Source organism: Massilia niastensis DSM 21313, from assembly GCF_000382345.1.
In the GTDB taxonomy this organism is placed as follows: domain Bacteria; phylum Pseudomonadota; class Gammaproteobacteria; order Burkholderiales; family Burkholderiaceae_D; genus Telluria; species Telluria niastensis.
The window spans coordinates 1-25,773 of the sequence record NZ_KB908081.1; the positions used below are offsets into that span (position 1 = coordinate 1).

Genomic DNA, 25,773 nt, shown 5'->3' on the forward strand with positions numbered 1-25,773 from the left:
CGATCAGATCGCAGATCAGCCACATGCGGTGCCACGCATTGTCTTGCTCGACAACGCGGCAATCCACAAAGGTGAGGCGATGGAAAAGAGGCGGTGGCACTGGGCGCGCCAAGGCCTCCACCTCTATTATTTGCCGCCGTATAGCCCGGAACTCAATCGCATTGAGATCCTCTGGAAACACGCCAAGTACTTCTGGCGTCGTTTCGTCGCTATGAATGGCACGGCGCTGCTCGACGAAATCCGGTCCCTGATGCAAGGTTTCGGGACAGAATTCACAGTAAATTTCTCGTAACTACTTAGACGGCCGCGGCTGCCGCGGCGATGCGCCGCGCGATGTCCGGCCGGGTCGGGCGCAGGGCTTCGGTCAGTTCCGAGATCGACGTACCGCAGCCGAACACCAGCACGTCGCCCGGCCGGCAGCGCGCCAGGCCGAGGCGGATCGCGCCGTGCACGTCGGGCTCGACCTGCAGCTGGTCGCCGGCGATCCTGGCCAGGCGCGCGCCGCGCACCAGCAGGGCGGCCGTCTCGCCGTCGGGACGGCCGCGGTTCTCGCTCTCGTACACCACCAGCTCGTCGAAGCCGGCGGCGCAGGTGCGGCCGATGTCGACCAGGTCGGCGTCGCGCCGGTCGCCCGGGGCCGCGACCACGCCCACCAGCCGGCCCGGCGCCATCGAGCGCGCCATCTCGGCCAGCGCGGCATAGGCGGCGCAGTTGTGCGCGAAGTCGACGATCACCATCACGCCGTCGACGTCGAACACGTTGGAGCGCAGCGGATTATGCCTGCTGTCGGAGACGAAGCTGCGCAGGCCGTCCGCGATCTCGGCGTTGCCGAAGCCGCAGGCGGTGAGGGCGGCCGCCGCCGCCATGGCGTTGGCGATGTTGTAGCGCGCGCAGCCGCCCAGTGAAGCCGGCATGTCGTTCGCGTCCAGCAGCGCTTCGTGGCGCATGCCGTTGGCCAGCACCACGGTCGAATCCTGCAGGTAGACCGCGCGCCCGCCATGCTCGACGTGGCGCAGCAGCACCGGATCTTCGGCGTCCAGCGAGAAATAGATGACTTCGACCCCGTCGGCCAGGTCGGCGGCCATCGCCACGCAGTAGCTGTCCTCGGCGTTGAGCACCACGGCGCGCGAGGCGTGCCGGGCCACCACCGCCTTGACCCGGGCCAGGTCCGCGATGGTGTCGATGCCGTCCAGGCCCAGGTGGTCGGCCGAGACGTTCAGCACCACCGCCACGTCGCAGCGGTCGAAGCCCAGGCCGCGCTTGAGGATGCCGCCGCGCGCCGTCTCCAGCACCGCGAAGTCGACCTCGGGCGAGGCGAGCACGCTGCGCGCCGAATGGTAGCCGCTGCAGTCGCCCTGCACGACCGGCTGGCCGTCGATATGGACGCCGCTGGTGCTGCTCGAGCCGGGGCGCAGGCCCGCCATCCTCACCGCGTGGCCGATCATCAGGGTGGTGGTGGTCTTGCCGTTGGTGCCGGTGACCGCGACCACCGGGATGCGGCCGTCGCACTGCCCGAACATCGCCTCGACGATGGCGTCGCCGGCGTCGCGCGCCGTGCCGCGGCTCGGATACTGGTGCATGCGGATGCCGGGCGCGGCGTTGACTTCGATGATGCCGCCCCGTTGCCCGCGCAGCGGCAGGGCGATGTCCTCGCAGACGATGTCGATGCCGGCGATATCCAGTCCGATGGTGCGCGCGGCGCGCAGGCAGATCTCGCGCGTCTCCTCGGGCAGCAGGTCGGTCACGTCCTCGGCTGTGCCGCCGGTGGACAGGTTGGCGTTGCCGCGCAGTTCGGCCTGTACGCCCGCGTGCAGCACCGTGTCGAAGTCGTAGCCCTGTTTCGCCAGGGTCTGCGCCGCGAGGGCGTCGAGCGGGATCCTGGTCAGGATGTTGGCATGGCCCTCGCCGCGCGCCGGATTGCGGTTCTCGGTCTCGACCAGCTCGCGGATGCTGGCATGGCCGTCGCCGGTCACGCAGGGCGGACGGCGCCACGAGGCGGCGGCGATCCTGCCGCCGGTGACCAGCACGCGGTAGTCGCGGCCGCGCAGGTATTCCTCGACGATCACATGGCGGCTGTAGCGCCGCGCGTGCTCGAAGGCGCGCTCCACCGCGTCGGGCGTGGCGCAGTCGACAGTCACGCCCTTGCCCTGGTTGGCGTCGAGCGGCTTGACCGTGACCGGGCAGTCCAGGCGGCGCGCCTCGCGCAGCGCCTCGGGCAGGCTGGTGACGGTCGCGCCGGCCGGCACCGGCACGCCGGCCTGGTCGAGCAGGGCCTTGGTCAGCTGCTTGTCGCCGGCGATGCCGACCGCGATCGAACTGGTGGCGCCGGTGATGGTGGCCTGCAGGCGCTTCTGGCGGCTGCCCCAGCCGAGCTGGAACAGGTTGGCGTCGTCGGTCAGGCGCAGGACGGGAATGCCGCGCCGCCGGGCGGCGTCGACGACGGCGCCGGTGCTGGTGCCGATCGCGTGGTGCGCGGCCGTGTCGCGCAAGGCCGCGACGGCGGCCGCGAGATCGTACTCGCGCCCGGACGCCAGCGCGTCCAGCAGGTCGATGCCGGTGTGCAGCGCCTGTTCCGCGACCTGTTCGATGGCGTAGCCGCACACCACGCGGCGGCGCTGCGGGTGCGCCGGAAGCTGCACGGTGGTGCTGGTCGCGCCGGGCGCGCCGGCCAGGCGCTGCAACTCCATCACCACCGCTTCGAGCGCATCGACCGGCAGGACGTCGTCGGCCAGGCGCACCGCGGATGCGGGCGACAGGGCCGGCAGGAGCCCGAGCAGGCGCGCGGTCAATCCCGGGGCCTTCGCGCCGCCATGGTCGACCACCGCCATCAGGCAGGGGCTGGCGGCGTACAGGTTGGGACCGCGCAGCACGCGTTTTTCCTTGATCTTCATGACATCGGATTCCGTTTGGTGACGTTTTCCAGGAAGTCCAGCAGCGGGGCCGGGAGGCGCTTGCCGCCCTCCGGTCCGGCGCCGGGCAACCGGTAGCTGCTGCCCGCGGGCAGCAGGTGGAGTCGGACGTCGATCAGCTCCAGGGTATCCCGGTCCCTGACGTCGGCGACGTTGGTGATCATGGTGCGTCCGTCGACGACGGTGACGGCGCCTTCGCCCACCACCTCGATGCCGACCCCGCGCTCGATCACCAGCGCGGTGTCCTCGTCGATGCCGATGCCCTGCAAATAGGGGTTCTGCGCCACCACCGTCAGCAGCCGCGACAGGCGCTGGCGCTCCGAGAAGTGCTGGTCGATCACCACCCGCTGCAGCAGGCCCAGGCCCGCGGCCAGGCTGACCGCGCCTTTCTCCGGGTGCAGGTCGGTCCTGCCCTGGGCCAGCATGTGGCCGGACATGGCCGAGGCGCCGGCGCTGGTGCCGCCGATGACGGCGCCGCGCAGCTTGAGCGCGGCGTGCATCTCGGCGTCCAGCGCGGTGCCGCCGATCAGGGCCAGCAGGCGTTTCTGGTCGCCGCCCGTCATGAAGATGCCGTCGGCCTGCGCCACCTGGCGGACGTAGTCCTCGCTGTTGGCGTCCTGGCGGCTCTGCAGCTCCAGGTGGCTGTGCCTGGTCACGCCCAGCGCGCCGAAGGCGTCGTCATACATGCGCCACATCTCGTCGGCGACCTGGCTGGCCGCCGTGATCACCACGATCTTCGCAGCGGCGCCGCCGCACAGTTCGACGAAGCGCGACAGGATGGCCATGTCTTCCTTGCGGTCCTCGTGCCCGCCGATGATGACGAGGTGCCCGTTGCCTCCCGGTTGGCGTGGCTGCGTCATCGCTGCATCATCCGCGCCTGCGGCATGTCGCGGTTGCTGCAGGAAGCGGCCTCGCTGCGGCTGACCGCGATCAGGCCGACGTCGATGTCGGGCCCGAACAGGTCGACGCCGCGCTGCAGCGCCTGGGCCAGCGGCATGCCGTCCGCGATCCAGCCGTAGACCGTGCGCGCCAGCAGGTGGCGCACGATGTGTTCGCCGATGCCGGTGGCCGCCACCGCGCCGTCGGGGCCGGCGTAGAAGCCGCAGCCGACGATCGGGCTGTCGCCCACGCGGCCGAGCAGGGAAGGGGCCGAGCCGCCGGTCGAGCAGGCCACGGCGAAATGGCCGTCCGCGCCGCGCACCACGGCGCCCACCGTGTCGCAGGCGCTGCCCTGCGGCAGCTCGAGCGGCGTCTTGTAGTTCCAGGTGCGCGCGAACAGGCTGTTGTCGATCCCCGGCATGACCGGCACCGAACCCGCCATCCGGCCCAGCAGCTTGCGGTGGTTGGCGCGCTGGCGTTCCGACAGCGGCGGGCTGGCGGGCAGGCCGATGGCGCGCGCGAAGCGCTGCGCGCCTTCGCCGGCCAGCATCCAGTGCGGGGTGTCGGCAATGGCGCGCGCCAGCAGCACCGGGTTCTTCACGTCCTGCAGGCAGGCGACCGCCCCGAGGCGGCCGCGGGTGTCCATGATCGAAGCGTCCATCTCGACGGTGGCGCCGTCCAGGCACAGCACCGAGCCGCTGCCGGCATTGAAGCGGCCGTCGTCTTCCAGCGCCGTCACCGCGGCAATCGCCGCGTCGAGCGCATCGCCGTTCGCTTCCAGCTGGGCCAGGGCGCGGCGCGCGGCCAGCACGCAGCCGTCCTCGTGCTCGCGCGATGCGCCGGCGCCGCCGTGCACCACGACGGCGCCGGCTTGTTGTCTTGTACTCATGGGGTCGGTATTTCCTCTCGTCTTTTTTCTAATGCGGCGCGCCACACGGAGTTGGCACGCCGATAATGAAATTATGCAAAAGTAGCGGTGCGCGCCATATCGGTTGCGCCGCCGTGCTCCTGTAAGAAATTGCTTACAGGAGACTGTTTGCCCGGCCGGACGTCAGCCGAGCAGGGAGCCGGGACGCAGCGCGCGGCGCAGCTGGCGCGCCACTTCATGGCGCGCGTGCGGGGTGAGGAAGCGTCCGACCTCGATGCGCTGGCCGCGCGCTTCGAGCTGGATCAGGGTGCGCATGCCGAGGTCGGCCAGGGTGACGCGGGTGTAATGGGGATCGAGGCTGACATCGACGCGGCGCGCGCCGTCGGTCCATTCGACCCGCAGCCAGCCGTCGCCGAGCAGGATGCGCTCCTGGTCGAGCGCGTGGCGGGCGTAGTACAGCATGGCGACGCCGATCGCACCGGACTCGACGAGCGCGAAGGCCATGACCATCCAGGCGCCGCGCAGGGTGAACACGAGCGCGATGCCGAGCGTGGCGACGGACAGCAGCAGGTAGACCAGCATGGCCTGGCGCGGCGTCAGCGAGCAGTTGCGCCGCATCACCCATTCGTGGCGCACGGGGCGGACCGGCACGGCCGCGTCGACCAGGGACGCGTGCGCCGCGCTGCCGCCGGCGGCAGCGGATGGGACGGGGTGGCGCGCAGCGCTCATGCTCGCTCCTGTGGTCGAAGTGACAGGTTTAATGATACCGCCACTTCCGGATTGTGGCGCTCGCCAGACAGGGGATACAAGCCGCGGGGAATCTGTTACCATACCGCCCCTCCAAAGACAAAGGTTCATATGGCGCACGCTTGCGGCGTTGACTTCGGTACGTCCAACTCGACCGTCGGCTGGCTGCGGCCAGGCAAGACGCACTCCGCTTCCAGTTCCCTGCTGGCCCTCGAGGACGGCAAGCCTACCTTGCCGTCCGTGGTGTTCTTCAACGCCGACGACGAGCGGGTGGTGTACGGCCGCGCGGCCGTGGCCGACTACCTGGAGGGGTACGAGGGACGGCTGATGCGTTCGCTCAAGAGCCTGCTCGGCACCAGCCTGATCGACGGCCAGACCGAAGTCGGCGGCCGCGCCTTGCCGTTCCGCAGCCTGCTGTCGCAGTTCATCGGCGAGGTCAAGCGGCGCGCCGAGAGCGAGGCCGGAAGGCCGTTCGACAGCGTCGTGCTGGGCCGCCCCGTGTTCTTCATCGACGACGATCCGCAGGCCGACCAGCTGGCCCAGGACACCCTGGCCGAGGTGGCGCGCGCGGTCGGCTTTCGCGAGATCGGCTTCCAGTACGAGCCGATCGCGGCGGCCTTCGACTACGAATCCCAGATCGACCGCGAGGAGCTGGTCCTGATCGCCGACATCGGCGGCGGCACCTCGGACTTCTCGCTGGTGCGCCTGGGACCGCAGCGCGCCACGCGCCTGGAGCGGCGCGACGACATCCTGGCCACCGGCGGCGTGCACATCGGCGGCACCGATTTCGACAAGTACCTGAGCCTGGCCGCGGTGATGCCGCTGCTCGGCTACGGCAGCAGCCTGCGCTCGGGCGCCGCCATCCCGTCCAGCTACTACTTCAACCTGGCCACCTGGCACACCATCAACCAGGCCTACACCCGCAAGAGCGTGGCCCAGCTGGCCGACCTGGCGCGCGACGCCGCCGACCCGGCGAAGATCGCGCGCCTGCAGAACCTGATCGAGGACCGCGCCGGCCACTGGCTGGCGATCCAGGTCGAGGACGCGAAGATCGGCCTGTCCGGCGCCGCATCGGTCGCGCTCGAGCTCGACCGCCTGTCGCCGCCCGAGTCGCTGGCGGTGACGCGCGCGCAGTTCGAAGCGGCGATCGCCCAGCTGGTCGATTCGGTCGGCGCCACGGTGCGCAAGCTGTTCGCCGAGGCCGGCGTGGCGCCGGAGGCGGTCGATACGGTATTCTTCACGGGTGGTTCGAGCGGCGTCGGCCTGCTGCGCGAGCGCATCGGCGCCCTGGTGCCGGGCGCGCGCCGGGTCGAGGGCGACCTGTTCGGCAGCATCGGCGCCGGCCTGGCGCTCGACGCGCAGCGAAAATTTGGCTAAGGAACAGCAATGAGTGTCTATGAACGTCCGATCGTGATGCTGGACTTCGAAACCACCGGGCTCTCGCCCGAGATGGGCGACCGCATCACCGAGGTGGCGGCCCTGCGCATCGTCGGCGGCGAGATCGTCGAGCGCTATGTCTCGCTGGTGAACTGCGGCGTGCGCATTCCATCCTTCATCACCCAGCTGACCGGGATCACCCAGGCGATGGTCGACGGCGCGCCCCCGGCCAGCCGCGTGGTGCCGGAACTGCTCGACTTCATCGGCGGTGACGTGCTGTCGGCCCACAACGCCAGTTTCGACGAGAAGTTCCTGCGGGTCGAAGGCGGCCGCCTGGGCCGCAGCTGCGGCCACGCCGGCCTGGTGTGCTCGCTGAAGCTGGCGCGCCGCCTGTACCCGGGACTGCCGAGCTACAAGCTGGGCAACCTGTCCGGCCAGCTGGGCATCGTGTTCCGCGGCACCGCCCACCGGGCCGAGGCCGACGCCGAAGTGGCCGCCGAAGTGCTGCTGCATGCGGCGCGCCATCTGGGCCGCACCTGCGGCCTGGAGCAGGTCGCGCCCGACCTGCTGGTGTCGATCAACAAGGTCGCCGCCGCCAAGATTCCCGTCTTCCTCGACAAGTACGCCAGCACGATGCGCGAGCGCCGTGCGGCCGCCGTCACAGGATGATATGGTTGCGCGGCTCGGGCGGCGGCGGCAGGTCGCGCTCGCCGAGCAGTTCGCGCAGCTCGGTCTCGATGATGTGGCTCATGTAGCTGATCGGCACGTCGTTGAGGCCGCCCTCGAAGGGATTCTCGGTGCTTTCGCCCACCTGGTCGAGCGACACGTACATCCATGAAATCAGGACGCTGAACGGCACCGCCAGCCAGGCCGTCTGTCCGGCCATCAGTCCGCCCAGGTTCAGCTGGGCGAACTCCTTGACGAGCCCGTAGGGCAGCAGCAGCGCGAAGGCCCATACGAACACGGTGTCGATGATCGCGTACTGGCGCGGATAGGGGAAATTCTTCAGGCGCTCGGCGCGGCCCTGCTGGTCGACCAGGTCCTTCAGCGTCTTCTGCATTTCGGCGTGGTGCAGCACCGGGATCGTGCCGGCGGCGAACAGCGCCTTGATCTCGCGGCTCTGTTCGGCCAGCAGCATCAGCGCCAGGTTCGAGCAGCGCGCCTGGCGCAGCGGGTCGCCCTCGGGCAGGAAGCGCGACAGTTCCTGCTCCAGCGTCGTGCGCTGCTCGGGCAGCTGGTAGCCGCTGCCCAGGTATTCGAAACCGGGGCGGCGCGTCGCCCCTTCCCAGACGCGCTCGCGGCGCAGGTCGTAGCGCAGCGCGGTCAGCCAGGCCAGGTGTCGGTGCACGAGTTCGCGCGCCTTGTCGAGGTCGCCTGTGAAGTCGCGGCAGATCAGGCCCCAGTAGCGGCTGGCGCCGCCGATCGATCCCCATACCTGCAGGGCTTCCACGGTCCGGTTGTAGGTCTGGACATTCTTGAAGCCGACGATGAAGGACGCGGCGGTGCCGAGCATGGCGATCACCGGCCAGGGGATCGCGATCCAGTGCCAGTCGAGCAGCTGGTAGGCGAGCACCGGGATCGAGGCCAGCGCCAGCATCAGGTAGGCCTTGCGCCGGGTCCAGAACAGCAGATTCACCAGACTGTAGGACTTTCCAATGTGCATAGCGCACACCTCCATGAAAGCTTGAGCATGCCAGCAGAGCATACGCCTGATTGGTGCATCGGGGGCGGCAATCCCTCGACCATCCTGGCACTGGCGCCATCTTGTCCGCTTGCTTGGGTTCACGCCCGTGCCGTATTGCAGTAAAGACAGCAAAAACTTGGACGAGGATGACACAAGCGCATTACAATGCGGGCACCATGAGCCACCGTCCCGTGTTTCGCATCCTGCTGTCGCTGGTGCTGCTGCTGTCGCAGCACATGGCGATGGCGCATGCGCTGAGCCACTGGAACGGACAGCTGGCCCCCGCGGCCCAGCGCCAGGCGGACGACAGCGAACTGTCGAGCGCCTTCGCGCACGACCGCAGCTGCGCGCAATGCCTGGGCTTCGCCCAGCTCGGGGCGCCGCTGGCCTCCCCAGCGCGCCAGTGCCCGCCGCATGGCGCGGGCGCGGCGCTGGTTCGCGCCGCCGGCGATCTCCCGTGCCGCGCGCAGCGCCTGCGCGCCTTCGATTCGCGCGGGCCGCCTTCCTTCGAACAGACCCTCTAGCGCCGTACCCAGGGCTTCCCGCTTGCGGGCGGCCTCCCTTGCTATCTTCCGTTCGAACGGGATTCACATGAACAAGACCATCCTGATGGCGGCCATGGCCGCCGCCTTCGCCGCTCCGCATCCGGCCTTCGCAGCCGACGACAGGGAACTGGCCGCGATCCGCGCCGAGCTGCGCGAGATGAAGCAGAGCTACGAGGCGCGCCTGCAGGCCCTCGAGCAGCGCCTGCAGGAGGCGCAGGCCGCCGCGGCCCAGGCGCAGAACGCGGCCGCCCAGGCCCAGGCCGCGCCGGCGCCGGTTCCGGCGGCGCCGCAGCCGGCGGCGCCGGCCAGCCCGGCCGCCGCCGTCGCCAGCGGCTCGAACGCCTTCAATCCGGCCATGTCGCTGGTCCTCGGCGGCACCCTCAGCAACATCCAGCAGGATCCCGGCCAGTACCGCTTCCAGGGCTTCGTGCCGCCGGACGGCGAGATCGGCCCGGGCGCGCGCAGCTTCAACCTGGGCGAGTCGGAACTGACCCTGTCGGCCAACATCGATCCACGCTTCGCCGGCCAGGCCACCTTCGCCATCACGGGCGAGAACGAGGTCGAGGTCGAGGAAGCCTATATCCGCACCCGGGGCCTGGGCAATGGCCTGAACCTGAAGGCCGGCCGCTTCATGTCCGGCATCGGCTACCTGAACAGCCAGCACGCGCACGCCTGGGACTTCGTCGACACGCCGCTGGCCTACCAGGCCTTCTTCGGCGGCCAGTACAAGCCGGACGGCATCCAGGCGCGCTGGCTGGCGCCGACCGAGATCTTCCTGGAACTGGGCGCGGAACTGGCCAGCGGCCGCAACTTCCCCGGCAATGACCGCAACAGCAACGGCGCCGGCGCGCGCAGCGTGTTCGCCCGCGCCGGCGGCGACATCGGCGCATCGATGAGCTGGCAGGCCGGGCTGTCCTACCTGCGCACCCGCGCCCTTGATCGCGGCTACGAGGACCAAGGCGTGGCCACCGCCTTCAGCGGCCGCTCGAAGGTATGGGTCGCCGACGCCGTCTATAAATGGGCGCCGGACGGCAATCCGACCCAGCGCAACGTCAAGCTGCAGGGCGAATGGATGCAGCGCCGCGAAAGCGGCAGCCTGGCCGCGCTCGACGCCTCCGGCGACTACCGCAGCCGCCAGTCCGGCTGGTACCTGCAGGGCGTCTACCAGTTCATGCCGAACTGGCGCGCCGGCCTGCGCCACGACCGCCTGTCGTCGGGGACCACCCGCATCGGCCTGGTCGACACCGGCGTGCTGGAGGCGGCGCTGTTCCCGGCGCTGGCGGCCTACGACCCGCGCCGCAGCAGCGTCATGCTGGACTACAGCCCGTCCGAATTCTCGCGCCTGCGCCTGCAGTTCGCACGCGACAAGTCGCGGCCCGGCGCGAGCGACAGCCAGATCTACCTGCAATACATCATGAGCCTGGGCGCGCACGCCGCCCACTCGTTCTGAGGAGCACGCCATGCAAGCCTTATCCCCCAAGAAGATCGCCGCAGCCGCGCTGGCGCTGGCGGGCCTGTGCGCCGCGACGGCCGCGCAGGCGGCATTGAATGTACTGGCCTGCGAGCCCGAGTGGCAGGCGCTGACCCAGGAACTGGGCGGCGACAAGGTCAGCGTGTCCAGCGCCACCACCGCGCTGCAGGACCCGCACCGGGTCGAGGCCCGGCCGGGCCTGATCGCGCGCACGCGGCGCGCCGACCTGCTGGTGTGCACCGGCCTCGACCTGGAGGCGGGCTGGCTGCCGCTGCTGGTCCAGCAGTCGGGCAACGACAGGATCGAGCGCGGCCGCCCGGGCTACTTCGAGGCCGGCAGCTTCGTCCCGCGCCTCGACGTGCCGGCGCGCCTCGACCGCGCCGAGGGCGACGTGCATGCCTACGGCAATCCGCACGTGCACCTGAATCCGCACAACGTGGCCCTGGTCGGCGCGGCGCTCGCCAGGCGCCTGGCCGAGATCGATCCGGCCAACGCCGCCTTCTACCAGGCGCGCCAGGCCGACTTCTCGGCGCGCTGGGGCGCGGCGATGCGCAAGTGGGAGCAGCAGGGCGCTCCTCTGCGCGGCGTGGCCGTGGTCGAGCACCACAAGAACATGGCCTACCTGCTGAACTGGCTGGGCATGAAGTCGCTCGGCACGCTCGAGGCCAAGCCGGGCGTGGAGCCGAGCGGCGCCCACCTGGCGGGCCTGCTGTCCCAACTCAAGCAGCAGCCGGCGAAGATGGTGCTGCGCGCCGCCTACCAGGACGCGCGCGCGTCGCAGTGGCTGGCCGAGCGCGCGCGCATCCCGGCGGTGGTGATTCCGTACACGGTGGGCGCGGACGAGCAGTCGCGCGACCTGTTCGCGCTGTTCGACACCACCATCGCGCGCCTGGCCGGAGCGGCAAGATAGATGGACGGCTTCGACTTCCTGATCGTCATGCCGGCCTTCCTGGCCGGGCTGCTGGTGCTGGCCACGCATATCCCTCTCGGCGCCCAGGTGCTGAAGCGGGGGATCGTGTTCATCGACCTTGCGATCGCCCAGATCGCGGCGCTGGGCGTGATCGTGGCCGGAGCAATCGGGCTCGACCCGGCCGGCTGGACGGTGCAGGTGGCCGCCGGCGCGGCGGCCGTGCTGGGCGCCTTGCTGCTGACCTGGACCGAGCGCAGCTGGCCCGACGTCCAGGAAGCCCAGATCGGCGTGCTGTTCGTGCTGGCCGCCACCGCCGGCCTGCTGCTGGTGGCCCACAATCCCCATGGCGGCGAGCACATGCAGGACCTGCTGGCCGGGCAGATCCTGTGGGTGAACTACGCCCAGCTGGCCATGCCGGCCGTCGGCGCCGTGCTCATCGTCGCGCTGCTGGCCACCCTGGGCGAACGCATGGGGCGGCTCGGCTTCTACCTGCTGTTCGCGCTGGCCGTGACCGCCTCGGTGCAGCTGGTCGGCGTCTACCTGGTGTTCGCCAGCCTGATCGTGCCCAGCCTGGCGGTGCGCCACTACGCGACGCGGCTGCGGCTGCCGATCGCCTACCTGACCGGGGTCGGCGGCTACGGCGCCGGCCTGGTGCTGTCGGTGCTGTTCGACCTGCCGTCGGGGGCGCTGATCGTCTGGTGCCTGGCCGTGCTCGCCATCTGCGTGCATGCGGCGGGGCCGCGAGCCGCTGTCCGCGACACTGTCGCCTGAGCGCCCGCCCGGTCGGCACGATTGTGCCGACTCAAGGTCCCCGCGCCGCGCCCTACTTACAATTTTAGCAATGAGACGGCCTCGCTCCGGCGCGACCGTTCTCTTGCCCGCGCCCGTGGGGCGCCGCGAAGGGGACATGGATGCGCCGTGAAAATGCCGCCCGCGAGGGCTACGACATCTACCGCTGGTTTCGCCGCGCCGCCCAGCGCGGCGATCCCTACGCCCAGTTCAACCTGGCCCTGCTGTACCTGCGCGGCGAGGTGGTCGAGCGCGACGACGGGCACGGCGCCGCCTGGATGGGGCGGGCGGCCGAACAGGGGCTGGCCTTCGCCCAGAGCCACCTCGGCGCGCTGTACTACAACGGGCGCGGCGTCGACCGCTGCCACGTGCGGGCGGCGCGCTGGTTCCGTCGCGCGGCCGAGCAGGGCGACCGCTCGTCCCAGTACAACCTTGGGCTGTTGTACCGGCGCGGACGCGGGGTGCGCCAGTCGCACGAGCGCGCCCTCGAATGGTTCTACCGGGCGGCGGAGCAGGGCATGTCGCGCGCCCAGAGCCAGCTCGCCGAGTGCTACCTGCACGGGCGCGGGGCGGCGGTCAGCTATCCGCTCGCCATGGCCTGGTTCCGCAAGGCGGCGCTGCAGGACCAGGTGCACGCCCAGCTGCACCTGGCCCTGATGTACGCGCTCGGCCATGGCGTCGCGCCCAGCCCCGCCCAGGCGCTGTACTGGTTCCGCCACGCCGCCTCGGCCGGCAATCCGGTGGCGCAGCGCCATCTCGGCCTGGCCTATGCCCAGGGCAGCGGGGTGCGCGCCGATCCGCTGTGCGCCCAGCGCTGGCTGGAGCGGGCCGCGCAGCAGGGCGACCTCGAGGCCCAGTATGCGCTCGGCGACCTGCTCGCGGCCGGCGGCGGCCCGGTGCGCGACAGCGCCCGCGCGCTCGGCTGGTTCCGGCGCGCCGCCGACGGCGGCCATGCGCAGGCGCAGTACCGGGCCGGGCGCATGGTTGCGGGCGGCTGCGGGGTGCGGCGCGACCCGTCGCGCGCGCTGGTGTTCTACCTGCAGGCCGCCGAGCAGGGAGCGGCCAACGCCCAGTTCGCGCTGGGCCTGATGTACGCCAAGGGGCAGGGCGTGGCGCGCGACCTGTCGCGCGCCGCCGACTGGTACCGGCGCGCGGCCCAGCAGGGCGACGCCAGCGCCCAGAACAACCTGGGCGCCCTGTACGCCGCCGGCAACGGCGTCGCGCGCGACGATGCGCTGGCGGCCATCTGGTACGGGCATGCCGCGGAGCAGGGGCATGCGCTGGCCCAGTACAACCTGGCGGGGCTGTACGCGGCCGGGCGCGGCGTGGAGCGCGACCTGGTGCGGGCCTGCATGTGGCTGTGGCTGGCCGCGCGCGGCGGCGCCCCGGCCGGCGAACTGGGCGAGGTGCTGGCGGCCGCGCTCGACCCGGCGCAGCGCCTTCATGCGCGCGCGCTGGCCGGGCGCTGGCAGGCCAGGCGCGAGGCGGGCCGTGGCGACGGCGCCTAGCGGCGGGCGGGGCCGTAGGCATGCCCGGTATTTCGCGCTATGATGCCTGCGGCGCAAGCCTCCCTGATGACTTTCCTCGACCGAGAACAACATGCACATGAGACAAGCTACCCTCGTCGCCCTGCTGGCCGCGGCATTCGGCGCCCAGGCGGCGCCGGCACAAAGCTGCACCGCCAATGGTTCCTCCTTGACCTACCCGGTTTCCAAGAAGACGGACCAGACCGACACCTACCACGGCACCGCGGTGGCCGATCCCTATCGCTGGCTGGAAGACGCCAACAGCGCCGAGACCAAGTCCTGGGTCGAAGCCCAGAACAAGGTGACCCAGGCCTACCTGGCGCAGATCCCGCAGCGCGAGGCGATCCGCCAGCGCCTGACCCAGCTGTGGAACTACGAGCGCTACAGCGTCCCGTCGAAGGAAGGCGGCCGCTATTTCTATACGCGCAACGACGGCCTGCAGAACCAGGCGGTCCTGTACACGATGAAGAAGCTGGGCGACCAGCCGCGCGTGCTGCTCGACCCGAACACCCTGGCCGCCGACGGCACCGTGGCTCTGGCGGGCGCCGAAGTCAGCCCGGACGGCAAGCTGCTGGCCTACAGCACCGCCGCCTCGGGGTCGGACTGGAACGAGATCCGGGTGCGCGACATCGAGACCGGCAAGGACCTGGTCGACCACGTCAAGTGGGTCAAGTTCTCGCGCACCGCGTGGACCAAGGACGGCAAGGGCTTCTTCTACAGCCGCTACGACGAGCCGAAGGAAGCCACCAAGCTGGCCGACGTCAACTACTTCCAGAAGCTGTACTACCACCGCGTCGGCACCCCGCAAAGCGCCGACACCCTGGTCTACGACCGTCCGGACGAGAAGGAATGGGGCTTCGGCGCCGAGACCACGCACGACGGCCGCTACCTCCTGATCACCGCGACCAAGGGCACGGCGCACAAGTACCGCGTGTTCTACAAGGACCTGAGCAAGGCCGACGCGCCGGTGCTGCCGCTGATCGACAACTTCGAGGCGGCCTATGACTTCATCGACAACGTCGGCTCGGTGTTCTACTTCAGCACCGACAAGGACGCGCCGCGCAAGCGCATCGTCGCGATCGACGTCGCGAAGCCGCAGGCAGCCGACTGGAAGGTGATCGTGCCTGAATCGAGCGACACCCTGGTGGCCGCCCACATGATCAACAACCAGCTCGTGAGCGCCTACCTGAAGGATGCGCGCAGCGTGGTCAAGGTCGTCGACCTGAAGGGCAAGGCGGTGCGCCAGATCGCGCTGCCGGGCATCGGCTCGGTGGCCGGCTTCAACGGCAGGCGCGGCGACAGCGAGACCTTCTTCTCGTTCACCGGCTTCACCAACCCGACCACGATCTACCGCCTCGACCTGAAGACCGGCGCGAGCACCGTGTTCCGCCAGCCGAAGGTCGGCTTCAACCCGGCCGACTACGAGACCCGCCAGCAGTTCTACACCAGCCGCGACGGCACCAGGGTGCCGATGTTCATCGTGTCGAAGAAGGGCCTCAAGATGGACGGCTCGAACCCGACCTACCTGTACGGCTACGGCGGCTTCAACATCTCGCTGACCCCGAGCTTCTCGCCGGCCAACCTGGCCTGGATGGAGATGGGCGGCGTCTACGTGGTGGCCAACCTGCGCGGCGGCGGCGAATACGGCGAAGCCTGGCACGAGGCCGGCACCAGGCTGAAGAAGCAGAACGTGTTCGACGACTTCATCGGCGCGGCCGAATGGCTGGTCGCCAACAAGGTGACCTCGCCGCAGAAACTGGCGATCGGCGGCGGCAGCAACGGCGGCCTGCTGGTGGGCGCGGCCATGACCCAGCGTCCGGAACTGTTCGGCGCGGCGATCCCGGCCGTGGGCGTGATGGACATGCTGCGCTTCCACAAGTTCACGATCGGCTGGGCCTGGACCTCGGACTACGGTTCGTCGGAAAACCCGGACGAATTCAAGGCCCTGGTCAAGTACTCGCCGCTGCACAACCTGAAGCCGGGCTCCTGCTATCCGGCCACCATGGTCACCACCGCGGACCACGATGACCGCGTGGTGCCGGCGCACAGCTTCAAGTACGCCGCGGCGGCGCAGGCGGCGCAGGGCGGCGCGGCGCCGATCCTGATCCGCATCGATACCAAGGCGGGCCACGGCGCGGGCAAGCCGACCGGCAAGCAGATCGAGGAAGTGGCCGACCGCTGGGGCTTCCTGTCGCGCGAACTGAAGATGGTCGAAGCGGACAAGGCGACCGGCGGCGCGCAGTAAATTTCCGCCCCCGGCCCGGGCCGGGTTGGGGCGCATGACGGCTGCCGGAGCGATCCGGCAGCCGTGTTCATTGGTGCCGGCGGATGGCCGGAAACGAGGGATATCCGTCCGACTGGCCGTGGGCGGCCATGCGAACATGCCGCGTTGGACACTCACGACGCGCCATGACACGCCACCTTGTCTTCCTTGCATTCCCCGGCTTCCAGATCGTCGACCTCGGCGCCCTGGCGGTCTTCGAACTGGCCAACCTGCAGCCGGGCGGACCGTTCTACGAGATCCGCGTGCTGTCGGAGCAGGGCGGCCTGGTTCCCAGTTCGGTCGGCGTGCCGGTCCAGACCGAGGCGATCGCGTCGCGCCGGAGCCGCGCCATCGATACCCTGGTGGTGTTCGGCGGCACCGACGACCTGCCACCCGCGCCCGGCCTGGTGCGCTACCTGGAGGAGGCATCGTTGCACGCGCGCCGCACCGCCAGCATCTGCACCGGCGCGGTGCTGCTGGCCGCCGCCGGACTGCTGGATGGGCGGCGCGCGACGACCCACTGGCACCTGGCGGCCGAACTGCAGCGGCGCTATCCCGCGCTGCGCGTGGAGCAGGACCGGATCTACATCAACGACGGAAAATACTGGACCTCGGCCGGCATGACGGCCTGCATCGACCTGGCCCTGGCGCTGGTGGAGCAGGACCTCGGCGCGGACGCGGCGCGCACGGTGGCGCGCAAGATGGTGGTGTATCACCGGCGCAGCGGCGGCCAGTCGCAGTTCTCGGCCATGCTGGACCTCGATCCGACATCCGACCGCATCCGCAAGGCGCTCGATTACGCGCGCCGCAATTTGCGCAAGCCATTGAGCGTGGACGAGCTGGCCGACGTGGCGAACCTGAGCCGGCGCCAGTTCAGCCGCAGCTTCCGGCTGGAGACCGGGCAGACGCCGGCCAAGGCGGTGGAAACCCTGCGGGTCGAGGCGGCGCGCGCGATGCTGGAGAGCGCCGGCCATCCGGTCGAGGTGGTGGCGCGCGAGAGCGGCTTCGAGGATGCGGAGCGCATGCGCCGCGCCTTCATCCGCGCCTTCGGGCATCCGCCGCAGGCGCTCAGGCGGCAATCGCGCGAAAGGCGCGCGGCTGCCTGAATCGTCCTGGGGCTAGCGCTGCACCACGACCAGCAGCGCCTTGGCCTCGGTCTTGCCCGCATTGCGGATCGCATGGCTCTGGTCGGCCGGATAGCGCGCCGTGCCGCCATGGCGGATCTTCTTCTTTTCCTCGCCCACTTCCAGTTCGATGGTCCCGCTCAGGACCGTCAGGTGCTCGCTGGTGCCCGGATCGTGCGGCTGCGACACCAGTTCGCCGTTCGGGGCCAGGATCAGTTCGTACCATTCGTACTTGCCCGCCAGGTCCATCGGACCGAGGATGCGCAGCGAATAGCCGGCATGCGCGCCGGGCAGGGTGGGGATCTCGTGGGCGTCGACCAACCGGATCAGGTCGGCCGTGCGCACTTCGGACGATAGCAGTTCGCCAATCTGCACACCGAGGGCATTCGCCAGGCGCCAGGTGATGGCGATGGTCGGATTGGCCTTCTCGCGCTCGATCTGGGACAGCATCGACTTCGACACCCCCGCGATGCGCGACAGGTCCTCGAGCGTCAGGCCGCGCGCGAGACGCATGCGCTGTAGTGTGGCGCCAACTTCCGGCGGGGCGTTATTTGCTAGACTTTTGTTCATTGCTTATAGCTTGCCAAGTTCATTGGCCGGGGGTAAGATTCAATATATTGAATTTTTGTTCGACATATGAAACCAAGTTTTGTACATCGAACTAGTCCAACGGTACAACATCAGACAACCACCGGTCAAGCCGGACCTTCAAGGATAAGGAGCACTTACATGAGCGACCAAGCCTTTTACAGCACCCTCCAGCAGAAACTCGATACGCTCAGGACCGAGGGCCTGTTCAAGCCGGAGCGCGTGCTCGCCTCGCGCCAGGGCGCGGAGGTGATCGCGCAGGACGGCCGTACGCTCATCAATATGTGCGCCAACAACTACCTTGGCCTGTCCGGCGACCCGGAAACCCAGAAGGCGGCCGCCGCCGCGCTGGAAAAATATGGCTACGGCCTGTCGTCGGTGCGCTTCATCTGCGGCACCCAGACCGTGCACAAGGAACTCGAGCAGAAGCTGTCGGAATTCCTCGGCACCGAAGACACGATCCTGTACGCGGCCGCGTTCGACGCCAACGGCGGCGTGTTCGAGCCGCTGTTCGACGAGAACGACGCGATCATCTCGGACGCCCTGAACCACGCTTCGATCATCGACGGCGTCCGCCTGTGCAAGGCCGCGCGTTATCGCTATGCCAACAACGACATGGCCGACCTGGAACAGCAGCTGCAGGCCGCCACGGAAGCCGGCAAGCGCCACAAGATCATCGTCACCGACGGCGTGTTCTCGATGGACGGCACCATCGCCCAGCTCGACAGGATCGTCGAACTGGCCGAGCAATACGGCGCCCTGACCATGATCGACGAGTCGCACGCCTCGGGCTTCATGGGCAAGACCGGCCGCGGCACCCACGAGCACTGCGGCGTGATCGGCAAGATCGACATCATCACCGGCACCCTGGGCAAGGCCCTGGGCGGCGCGATGGGCGGCTTCACCTCGGGCCGCAAGGAAGTCATCGAGACCCTGCGCCAGAAGTCGCGTCCCTACCTGTTCTCGAACACCCTGGCGCCGATGATCGCCGGCGCCTCGCTGGCCGTGCTGGACCGCATCTCGAAGTCGACCGAGCTGCGCGACCGCCTGCACGAGAACACCGCCTACTTCCGCAAGGAGATCGAGCGCATCGGCTTCACGATCAAGCCGGGCACCCACCCGGTGGTGCCGGTGATGCTGTTCGACGCCCCGGTGGCGCAGAAATTCGCGGCCCGCATGTTCGAACTGGGCGTGCTGCTGTCGGGCTTCTTCTACCCGGTGGTCCCGATGGGCCAGGCGCGCGTGCGCGTCCAGCTGTCGGCGGCGCACACCCGCGAGCAGCTCGACAAGGTGCTGGCCGCCTTCGAGCAGGCCGGCCGCGAGCTGGGCATCATCAAGAACAACTAAGTACGGCAAGAACAACCAAGCAAGGAACGAAGTAATGGAACGCATCCTCATCATCGGCGCCAACGGCCAGATCGGCAGTGAACTCGTCAGCGCGCTGGCCGCGCAGCACGGCGCGAACAACGTGATCGCCTCGGACATCGGCGCCAGGAACGTGTACGGCGCCGCGCGCTACACCCAGCTCGACGTGCTGGACAAGGACAGTGTCGCGCAGCTGGTCGCCGACGAAGGCATCACCCAGGTGTACCAGCTGGCCGCGCTGCTGTCGGCCACCGGCGAGAAGGCGCCGCTCAAGGCCTGGAGCCTGAACATGGACGGCCTGCTCAACATCCTCGAGATCGCGCGCGAGCGCGGCGAGGCGGGCAAGCCGCTGAAGCTGTTCTGGCCCTCGTCGATCGCCGCCTTCGGCCCCAACACGCCGGGCGAGAACACGCCGCAGTACACCATCATGGACCCGACCACGATCTACGGCATCAGCAAGCTGGCCGGCGAGCGCCTGTGCGAGTACTACCAGAGCAAGTACGGCGTGGACGTGCGCAGCATCCGCTATCCGGGCATCATCAGCTACAAGTCGCCTCCGGGCGGCGGCACCACCGACTACGCGATCGCGATCTTCCATGCGGCGCTGCGCGGCGAGACCTACGAGTGCTTCCTGGGCCCGGAGACCACGCTGCCGATGATCTACATGCCGGACGCGATCCGCGCCACCATCGAGCTGATGGACGCGCCGGCCGACAAGGTCGTGATCCGCTCCTCGTACAACGTGGCCGGCGTGTCCTTCAACCCGCGCGAACTGGCCGCCGCGATCACCCGCGCGCGCCCGAACTTCAGGATCGAGTACCGGCCCGACAGCCGCCAGGCGATCGCCGATTCCTGGCCGAAGAGCCTGGACGACAGCCGCGCCCGCGACGACTGGGGCTGGCAGGCGCGCGTCGGCCTGGAAGAGATGGTCGCCGACATGCTGAAGAATATCGACGTCAGCCTGAGCGCAGCCGCCTGATTCCTTGCGGCCCGGGCAGCCGCACCCCATATATAAAACAAATAATCCCACCAACGGGAATAGTGAGACAACAGATGGACATGAGTGTTTTTGATTTGTTCAAGATCGGCATCGGGCCGTCGAGCTCCCACACGGTGGGGCCGATGGTCGCCGCGCGCCGCTTCCTGCTCGAATGCGGTCCGCTCGACGAGGCGGTCGGCGTCGAGGCGCACCTGTACGGCTCGCTCGCGCTGACCGGGGTCGGCCATGCGACCGACAAGGCGGTGATCCTGGGCCTGATGGGCGAGACCCCGCAGGGCGTGGATCCGGTGGCGGTCCCGGACAAGCTGGACGAGGCCGAACTGGAAGGCGCCCTCAAGCTGCTGGGCACGAAGATGGTGCCGTTCAGCGCCAGGACCGGCCTGGTCTGGCACAAGACCTCGACCCTGCCGGAACACCCGAACGGGATGCGCTTCGTGCTGCGGCTGGCGGACGGCAGCATCATCGAGCGCATCTACTACTCGGTCGGCGGCGGCTTCATCACCGCGGCCGGCGAATCCCAGGCGCACGCGGCGCCAGCCGGGACCCCGGTGCCATTCCCCTTCGATACGATGGTCCAGCTGCTGGAGCAGGGCAAGCGTCATGGCCTGAGCATTCCCCACATGTTGCGGGCGAACGAGTGCGCGCGCATGACGAACCAACAACTCGACGCGGGCCTGGACAAGATCTGGGCCGTGATGCGCGAATGTATCGGCCACGGCCTGGTGACCGAAGGCCAGCTCCCGGGCGGGCTGAACGTGCGCCGCCGCGCCGCCGGCCTGTGGAAGCAGGCCCAGCAATCCCAGCAGCAGCCGCGCAACGAGCTGCCGCATGATGCGGTGCAGCAGGTGAGCCTGTACGCGATGGCCGTGAACGAGGAAAATGCGGCCGGCGGGCGTGTCGTCACGGCGCCGACCAATGGCGCGGCGGGCATCATCCCGGCCGTGCTGCGCTACTACGCCGAGGACTGCCGCCCCAGCGATCCGGTGCGCGGGGTGCGCGATTTCCTGCTCACCTCGGCGGCCATCGGCATGCTGTGCAAGAAGAACGCATCGATCTCGGGCGCCGAGATCGGCTGCCAGGGCGAGGTCGGCGTGGCCTGCGCGATGGCGGCGGCCGGGCTGGTGGCGGCCCTCGGCGGCAGCAACGAGCAGATCGAGAACGCGGCCGAGATCGGCATCGAGCACCACCTGGGCATGACCTGCGACCCGATCGGCGGGCTGGTGCAGATTCCCTGCATCGAGCGCAACGGGATGGGGGCGATCAAGGCGATCACCGCGGCCTCGCTGGCGCTGAAGGGCGACGGTACCCACTTCGTCAGCCTGGACAACGTGATCGAAACGATGCGCCAGACCGGGGCCGACATGCAGGTGAAGTACAAGGAAACCTCGCTCGGCGGCCTGGCGGTGCACGTGGTGACGGTCAATCACGCGGCTTGCTAGAACGCTAACGCTTGGTCACGCGATCCTGGATCCCCATGCGGGATCCAGGTCCGCAGCGCACCACAAACGCATCCTTCCACCCCCAAATTTCATTCACCCAACTCCATTTTTTGCAGCACAGCATACTTTTTGATCCGCTCACACTATAATAAAGTTTCAACGTGAGCCCCCAACTGGATCTTCTACCGTATGCATTATGTGTCCACCCGCGCGACGAGCGCGTCCGCAGCACGCAATCCCCAACTGTTTTCCGACATCCTGCTGGGCGGCCTGGCCCCCGATGGCGGGCTGTATCTGCCGAGCGAGTACCCCCAGGTCACCGGCGCCGAGCTCGATGCATGGCGCAAGCTGCCGTATGCCGAACTGGCCTTTGAAATCCTGCGCAAGTTCGCCACCGACATTCCGGAAGCCGACCTGCGCGCCCTGACCGCGCGTACCTACACCCCCGAGGTCTACCGCAACGCCCGCGCCGACGAGTCGAGCGCCGACATCACGCCGCTGCGCGTGCTGGAAGACGGGGCGAACGGCAAGCTGGTCCTGCAGGCGCTGTCGAACGGCCCGACCCTGGCCTTCAAGGACATGGCGATGCAACTGCTCGGCAACCTGTTCGAGTATGCACTGGCCCGGAACAACGAGGAACTGAACATCTTCGGCGCCACTTCGGGCGACACCGGCAGCGCCGCCGAATACGCGATGCGCGGCAAGCGCGGCGTGCGCGTGTTCATGCTGTCCCCGCACCGCAAGATGAGCGCCTTCCAGACCGCCCAGATGTTCAGCCTGCAGGATCCGAACATCTTCAACATCGCCGTCGAAGGCGTGTTCGACGACTGCCAGGACCTGGTCAAGGCCGTCTCGAACGACCTGTCGTTCAAGGCGCGCCACAAGATCGGCACCGTCAACTCGATCAACTGGGCGCGCGTCGTGGCCCAGGTCGTGTACTACTTCCGCGGCTATCTTGCCGCCACCACCAGCAACGACCAGAAGGTCTCGTTCACGGTACCGTCTGGGAACTTCGGCAACATCTGCGCCGGCCATATCGCCCGCATGATGGGCCTGCCGATCGACAAGCTGGTCGCCGCCACCAACGAGAACGACGTGCTGGACGAGTTCTTCCGCACCGGCGTCTACCGCGTGCGCAAGTCGTCCGAGACCTTCCACACCAGCAGCCCGTCGATGGACATCTCGAAAGCCTCGAACTTCGAGCGTTTCGTCTACGAACTGGTGGGCCGCGACGCCGAACGCACCCACGCGCTGTTCCGCAAGGTCGACACCCACGGCGGCTTCGACCTGTCGGGCGCGCCGGGCAGCGATGGGGACGAGTTCAAGCTGGTGGCGAACTACGGCTTCCAGTCGGGCCGCTCGACCCATGCGGACCGCGTGGCGACCATCCGCGACGTGGCGGACGACTACGGCATCACGATCGACACCCACACCGCCGACGGCATCAAGGTCGCACGCGAGCGCATGCAGCCGGGCGTGCCGATGATCGTGCTCGAGACGGCGCTGGCCGCCAAGTTCAACGAGACGATCCTGGAGGCGCTCGGCGCCGATGCGGAGCGCCCGGCCGGCTTCGAGGACATCGAAACGCTGCCGCAGCGCTTCGTCGTCATGCCGGCCGACGTCGACCGCATGAAGGCCTACATCGCCGAGCACACGGGGCTGTGATGGGCGCGCCCGCACCGAAAGCACCGATGTTGTCGGTCCGCGAAGCGATCGACTACCTGCTCGACGCGGCGCGGCCGGTCGAGGATGTCGAGACCGTGGCGACCCTGGAAGCCAACGGGCGGGTGCTGGCCGACGACGTGGCCTCCACGATCGACGTGCCTTCGGCCGACAACACCCAGATGGACGGCTATGCGGTGCGGGCCGCGGACTGCGCCAGTGGCAGCGCCACCCTGCGGGTGGCCCAGCGCGTCCCGGCCGGCAGCGTCGGCCAGCCCCTGGAGCCCGGCACCGCGGCGCGCATCTTCACCGGCGCCCTGATTCCGCCGGGCGCGGACGCCGTCGTGATGCAGGAGCAGTGCGAAACGGCGGGCGACAGCGTCACCGTGCGCCACACGCCGCGCGAGGGCGAATGGATCCGCCGCAAGGGCGAGGACATCGTCGCCGGCTCCGTGATCCTGGCGGCGGGCGCCCGCCTGCGCAGCCAGGAACTGGGCCTGGCCGCCTCGGTCGGCCTGGCCAGCCTGCCGGTGCGCCGCCGCCTGCGGGTGGCGGTGTTCTTCACCGGCGACGAACTGACCATGCCGGGCGAAGCCCCCGCCGGCCATCTCGCGCCGGGCGCGATCTACAACTCGAACCGTTTCACCTTGCGCGGGCTGCTGGAGAACTTCGGCTGCGAGATCACCGACTACGGGATCGTGCCGGACTCCCTGGGAACCACCCGCGACACGCTGCGCGAAGCGGCGCGCGAGCATGACCTGATCATCACCTCGGGCGGCGTCTCGGTCGGCGAAGAGGACCACATCAAGCCGGCGGTGGAAGCGGAAGGGCGCCTGGACATGTGGCAGATCGCCGTCAAGCCGGGCAAGCCGCTGGCCTTCGGCGAAGTACGGCGCGAAGGCGGACCGGAAGGCGGCGCCGCCTTCTTCCTGGGACTGCCGGGCAATCCGGTGTCGAGCTTCGTCACCTTCCTGCTGTTCGTCCGTCCTTTCCTGCTGCGCCTGCAGGGCGTGAGCGGTCCGGTCGAGCCGTGCGGCTACATCGTGCGCTCCGACTTCAACTGGCCGAAGGCGGACCGGCGCAACGAATTCCTGCGCGTGCGCATGAATTCGGCGGGCGGCCTGGACCTGTTCCCGAACCAGGGTTCCGGGGTGCTGACCTCGACGGTCTGGGGCGATGGGCTGGTGGATAACCCGCCGGGAAATTCGATCGCCGAGGGCGACCTGGTGCGCTTCATCCCGTTCGCGGAACTACAGCATTGAGGCAGACATGAAGATCACCCTGCGTTATTTCGCCTCGGTGCGCGAGGCGGTCGGCCTCGGGGCCGAGCCTTTCGAAGTGCCGGCGGGCGTGACGACGGTCGGCGCGGTGCGCGAACGGCTCGCCGCGCGCGGCGGCGCCTGGGCCGAAGCCCTGACTCCCCAGCGCGCGGTGCGCATGGCCTGCAACCAGGTGATGTGCGGACCCGAGACCCTCATCGCCGAGGGTTCGGAAGTGGCATTCTTCCCGCCGGTGACGGGCGGCTGACGTATCAACCCGTGGGCGGGTCTCCCGCCCACGCGTCAACGATCAGATTGTGGCGATCGACTGCTCCGCCAGTTGCAGCAGACGCGCGCAGTTGTCGCTGCGCCCGGCGAACTCCTTCCACGCGGTGTTGCGCGCCACGTCCTGCCACTTGCGCAGCGATTCCGGGTTCATGTCGATCACCCTGGCGCCGACGCGCTGGTAGACCGCGGCCACCGCCGCGTCGTCGGCGCGCGCCGCCTGCAGCGCGAATCTTTCCAGGTCGGCGCCGACCGCCATCACCGCGGCCTGCTGCTCCTTGCTCAGGCGGTCGTACACGGTGCGCGACATCAGGAGCGGCTCGAACATGAACCAGTAGGAGCCGCCGCGCGCCGTGGTGAGCGAGCGCGCCGATTCCTGCAGCCGGAACGAGATCAGCGAGGTCGACGAGGTCAGGGCCGCGTCCAGCGCGCCGCTGCGCAGCGCCGCCTGGATCTCGTTGGACGGCAGGTTGACCACGGTCGCGCCGGCGTCCTGCAGCAGCAGGTCCATCTCGCGCGAGCCACCGCGCACCTTCAGGCCGCGCGCATCCTCCGGATCGACGATCGGCGCGCCGCGCGAAGCGACGCCGCCGGCCTGCCAGATCCAGCTCACGATCACCAGCCCCTGTTCGCCCAGGATGCGCGACAGCTCGCGCCCGACCGGCGCATTCTTCCAGCCATAACCCTGTTCGTACGAGGTGACCAGGGCCGGCATCAGGCCGATGTTGGCTTCCGGAGATTCGCCTCCCGCATACGACAGCGGCACCAGCGCCATGTCCAGCTTGCTGCTGCGCAGGGCGGAGAACTGGGTGTTCGCCGGCATCAGGGTCGAGTCCGGATAAATCGAGAACTTTATTCCCCCGCGGGTGCGCTTCTCGACTTCGGCCGCGAACATGCGGCACAGCCGGTCACGGAAGTCCCCTTCGGCGATGCTGCCGCGCGGGAACTGGTGGGAGATCTTGAGATTGGCCGGCTGCGCCCAGGCGGACTGCATCCAGAGTGGGCTGGACGCGATTGCGCCCAGCATTGTCCTGCGGGTCAATGCTGACCTTGTCATTACCGACATACACATCCTCCAAGATG

The 25,773-nt window shown here is 69.1% G+C and carries 23 protein-coding genes; 16 read left to right on the forward strand and 7 right to left on the reverse strand.

Going from position 1 to position 25,773, the window contains the following annotated elements; translation table 11 throughout:
• On the forward strand, positions 1-292 hold a 292-nt coding region (locus H162_RS0104875), incomplete at its 5' end, for a transposase (RefSeq protein ID WP_020652331.1).
• A gap of 4 nt (positions 293-296) precedes the next feature.
• Here the strand turns inward: H162_RS0104875 and cphA are convergent.
• The 4 genes from cphA to H162_RS0104895 form a co-directional block, all read right to left on the reverse strand.
• Positions 297-2,891 (reverse strand): cyanophycin synthetase, encoded by a 2,595-nt coding sequence (gene cphA / locus H162_RS0104880; protein WP_020652332.1) that lies wholly within the window; start codon positions 2,889-2,891, stop codon positions 297-299.
• Positions 2,888-3,769 (reverse strand): cyanophycinase, encoded by an 882-nt coding sequence (locus tag H162_RS0104885; protein ID WP_020652333.1) that lies wholly within the window; start codon positions 3,767-3,769, stop codon positions 2,888-2,890. Before H162_RS0104885 ends, cphA begins: the two co-directional genes overlap by 4 nt.
• The gene (locus H162_RS0104890; RefSeq protein ID WP_040786485.1) at positions 3,766-4,677 is read right to left on the reverse strand and encodes an isoaspartyl peptidase/L-asparaginase; all 912 of its coding nucleotides are present in this window, start codon (positions 4,675-4,677) and stop codon (positions 3,766-3,768) included. Before H162_RS0104890 ends, H162_RS0104885 begins: the two co-directional genes overlap by 4 nt.
• 162 nt (positions 4,678-4,839) lie before the next feature.
• The gene (locus tag H162_RS0104895) at positions 4,840-5,385 is read right to left on the reverse strand and encodes a DUF2244 domain-containing protein (protein WP_020652335.1); all 546 of its coding nucleotides are present in this window, start codon (positions 5,383-5,385) and stop codon (positions 4,840-4,842) included.
• A gap of 129 nt (positions 5,386-5,514) precedes the next feature.
• Between H162_RS0104895 and H162_RS0104900 the strand changes: the two genes are divergently transcribed.
• Positions 5,515-6,780 (forward strand): Hsp70 family protein, encoded by a 1,266-nt coding sequence (locus H162_RS0104900; protein WP_020652336.1) that lies wholly within the window; start codon positions 5,515-5,517, stop codon positions 6,778-6,780.
• Between the two features lie 9 nt (positions 6,781-6,789).
• The gene (locus H162_RS0104905; protein WP_020652337.1) at positions 6,790-7,449 is read left to right on the forward strand and encodes a 3'-5' exonuclease; all 660 of its coding nucleotides are present in this window, start codon (positions 6,790-6,792) and stop codon (positions 7,447-7,449) included.
• Here H162_RS0104905 and H162_RS0104910 read toward each other — a convergent pair.
• Complete coding sequence (locus H162_RS0104910; RefSeq protein ID WP_020652338.1) at positions 7,439-8,416, reverse strand: bestrophin family protein; 978 nt, start codon at positions 8,414-8,416, stop codon at positions 7,439-7,441. The two genes, H162_RS0104905 and H162_RS0104910, sit on opposite strands and share 11 nt — an antisense overlap.
• 224 nt (positions 8,417-8,640) lie before the next feature.
• On the opposite strand from H162_RS0104910, the gene H162_RS32535 reads away from it, so the two are divergent.
• The 7 genes from H162_RS32535 (at position 8,641) to H162_RS0104945 (ending at position 17,074) form a co-directional block, all read left to right on the forward strand.
• Positions 8,641-8,988, forward strand: a complete 348-nt coding sequence (locus H162_RS32535) for a hypothetical protein (RefSeq protein ID WP_020652339.1) — start codon at positions 8,641-8,643, stop codon at positions 8,986-8,988.
• Between the two features lie 67 nt (positions 8,989-9,055).
• Positions 9,056-10,459 carry a putative porin gene (locus tag H162_RS0104920; RefSeq protein WP_020652340.1) on the forward strand — a complete coding sequence of 468 codons (1,404 nt, stop codon included), beginning with the start codon at positions 9,056-9,058 and terminating at the stop codon, positions 10,457-10,459.
• 10 nt (positions 10,460-10,469) lie between these two features.
• Positions 10,470-11,390 (forward strand): metal ABC transporter substrate-binding protein, encoded by a 921-nt coding sequence (locus H162_RS0104925; RefSeq protein ID WP_020652341.1) that lies wholly within the window; start codon positions 10,470-10,472, stop codon positions 11,388-11,390.
• On the forward strand, positions 11,391-12,161 hold the full coding sequence (locus H162_RS0104930; RefSeq protein WP_020652342.1) for a metal ABC transporter permease: 771 nt from the start codon (positions 11,391-11,393) through the stop codon (positions 12,159-12,161).
• Between the two features lie 140 nt (positions 12,162-12,301).
• Positions 12,302-13,687, forward strand: coding sequence for a tetratricopeptide repeat protein (locus H162_RS0104935; protein ID WP_020652343.1), 1,386 nt, complete (start codon positions 12,302-12,304; stop codon positions 13,685-13,687).
• Positions 13,688-13,778: 91 nt separating this feature from the next.
• Positions 13,779-15,950, forward strand: coding sequence for a prolyl oligopeptidase family serine peptidase (locus H162_RS0104940; protein WP_020652344.1), 2,172 nt, complete (start codon positions 13,779-13,781; stop codon positions 15,948-15,950).
• 164 nt (positions 15,951-16,114) lie between these two features.
• Entirely contained in the window at positions 16,115-17,074 is a 960-nt protein-coding gene (locus H162_RS0104945; RefSeq protein ID WP_020652345.1) for a GlxA family transcriptional regulator, read from the forward strand.
• A 12-nt stretch (positions 17,075-17,086) separates the two neighbouring features.
• On the opposite strand, the gene H162_RS0104950 is transcribed toward H162_RS0104945, so the two are convergent.
• On the reverse strand, positions 17,087-17,662 hold the full coding sequence (locus H162_RS0104950; RefSeq protein ID WP_026354238.1) for a helix-turn-helix domain-containing protein: 576 nt from the start codon (positions 17,660-17,662) through the stop codon (positions 17,087-17,089).
• Positions 17,663-17,821: 159 nt separating this feature from the next.
• On the opposite strand from H162_RS0104950, the gene H162_RS0104955 reads away from it, so the two are divergent.
• From H162_RS0104955 to moaD, 6 genes are all read left to right on the forward strand, one after another.
• Entirely contained in the window at positions 17,822-19,027 is a 1,206-nt protein-coding gene (locus tag H162_RS0104955; RefSeq protein ID WP_020652347.1) for a glycine C-acetyltransferase, read from the forward strand.
• A gap of 34 nt (positions 19,028-19,061) precedes the next feature.
• Positions 19,062-20,024, forward strand: coding sequence for an NAD-dependent epimerase/dehydratase family protein (locus tag H162_RS0104960; RefSeq protein WP_020652348.1), 963 nt, complete (start codon positions 19,062-19,064; stop codon positions 20,022-20,024).
• Positions 20,025-20,098: 74 nt separating this feature from the next.
• Positions 20,099-21,484, forward strand: a complete 1,386-nt coding sequence (locus H162_RS0104965; protein ID WP_026354239.1) for an L-serine ammonia-lyase — start codon at positions 20,099-20,101, stop codon at positions 21,482-21,484.
• A 189-nt stretch (positions 21,485-21,673) separates the two neighbouring features.
• Complete coding sequence (thrC, locus tag H162_RS0104970) at positions 21,674-23,149, forward strand: threonine synthase (protein ID WP_020652350.1); 1,476 nt, start codon at positions 21,674-21,676, stop codon at positions 23,147-23,149.
• Positions 23,150-23,175: 26 nt separating this feature from the next.
• Positions 23,176-24,408: a molybdopterin molybdotransferase MoeA gene (locus tag H162_RS0104975; RefSeq protein WP_020652351.1), complete on the forward strand. Its 1,233-nt coding sequence runs from the start codon at positions 23,176-23,178 to the stop codon at positions 24,406-24,408.
• Between the two features lie 7 nt (positions 24,409-24,415).
• A complete protein-coding gene (moaD, locus tag H162_RS0104980; protein WP_020652352.1) occupies positions 24,416-24,673 on the forward strand; it encodes a molybdopterin converting factor subunit 1 in 258 nt (85 codons plus the stop codon).
• 42 nt (positions 24,674-24,715) lie between these two features.
• Here the strand turns inward: moaD and dctP are convergent, their stop codons facing one another.
• Positions 24,716-25,717 (reverse strand): TRAP transporter substrate-binding protein DctP, encoded by a 1,002-nt coding sequence (gene dctP, locus H162_RS0104985; protein WP_026354241.1) that lies wholly within the window; start codon positions 25,715-25,717, stop codon positions 24,716-24,718.
• Positions 25,718-25,773: the final 56 nt, after the last annotated feature.